The 1,185-nt window shown below is 68.1% G+C and carries 1 protein-coding gene; it reads right to left on the minus strand.

The genetic code is table 11. The annotated features are described in order from the left end of the window. Nucleotides 1-374: 374 nt before the first annotated feature. Nucleotides 375-1,185, minus strand: an 811-nt coding sequence (locus A7X97_RS01705; RefSeq protein WP_111007540.1) for a TIGR00266 family protein, incomplete at its 5' end; no start/stop codon positions are given.

The raw sequence follows: 1,185 nt of genomic DNA on the forward strand, positions 1-1,185 counted from the left end.
CGCTGTGAGAGTTCCTTCAGCGGCAGCGGGATACAGGCGGAAGGCCGGCGGCGCGGACGCGATCAGGTCCACGGCGATGGCCACGAACAGGGCCCAGCCTTGCGGAAAGGAAGTGTGGGAAGCAGCCATGGTGAGACCTCGAAGCAGGAATGGGGAGAACCGGCGGCTGGGCGGCCAGTTAGTAGGTAGTGCCGGCCGTTGGCCGGCAACCATAGGGGAAACCTGGCAACGGTCCATGGGGCTGCCGGCCCGCGGCCGGCACTACCGGGATGCGCGCCAAGGTCCATGAGGCTGCCGGCCAGCGGCCGGCACTACCGGGATGCGCGCCAAGGTCCATGAGGCTGCCGGCCAGCGGCCGGCACGACCGGAGGCGGTCAGAAGCGGTTATCGCCATCCAGCATCCGGCCCAGGCCGCCCAGCACCGAGCCTTCGCCGCGGTTCTGGCCGCCGCCCTGCGGTGCGGCCATCCACATGCGGCCGGCCAGGCGTGAGAACGGCAGCGACTGCAGCCAGACCTTGCCGGGGCCGGTCAACGTGGCCAGGAACACCCCTTCGCCGCCGAACAGCATGCTCTTGATGCCGGCCACCCGACGCACGTCCATGTCCACCGTCGGGTGGTAGGCCACCACGCAGCCGGTATCCACGTCCAGGCGTTCGCCGGCGGCCAGCTCGCGCTCCACCACGCAGCCGCCGGCGTGGATGAACACCCAGCCGTCGCCCTCCAGTTTCTGCATGATGAAACCCTCGCCCCCGAACAGGCCGGTCATGATCTTGCGCTGGAACTGCACGCCGATCTGCACGCCGCGCGCGCCGGCCAGGAAACTGTCCTTCTGGCAGATCAGGCGGCCGCCGTGCTGGTCCAGTTTCATCGCCAGCACCGTGCCGGGGTAGGGCGCAGCGAAGGCGACCTTGCCCTTGCCATGGCCGCTCTGGGTGTAGACGGTGGCGAACAGGCTTTCGCCGGTCAGTACGCGCTTGCCGGCAGCCATCACCTTGCCCATGAAGCCGCCGCCCTGGTCGCCATTGGCGGCGCCGAACACGGTATCCATCTGCACCGTGGCGTCCTTGAACATCAACGCGCCGGCCTCGGCAATGGCGCTCTCACCGGGATCAAGCTCGATTTCCACGAACTGCATCTCATGGCCGACGATGCGGAATTCGATGTCGTCGGCCATGAGATGCAGT

It is taken from the genome of Stenotrophomonas sepilia, assembly GCF_003244875.1.
GTDB lineage: Bacteria > Pseudomonadota > Gammaproteobacteria > Xanthomonadales > Xanthomonadaceae > Stenotrophomonas > Stenotrophomonas sepilia.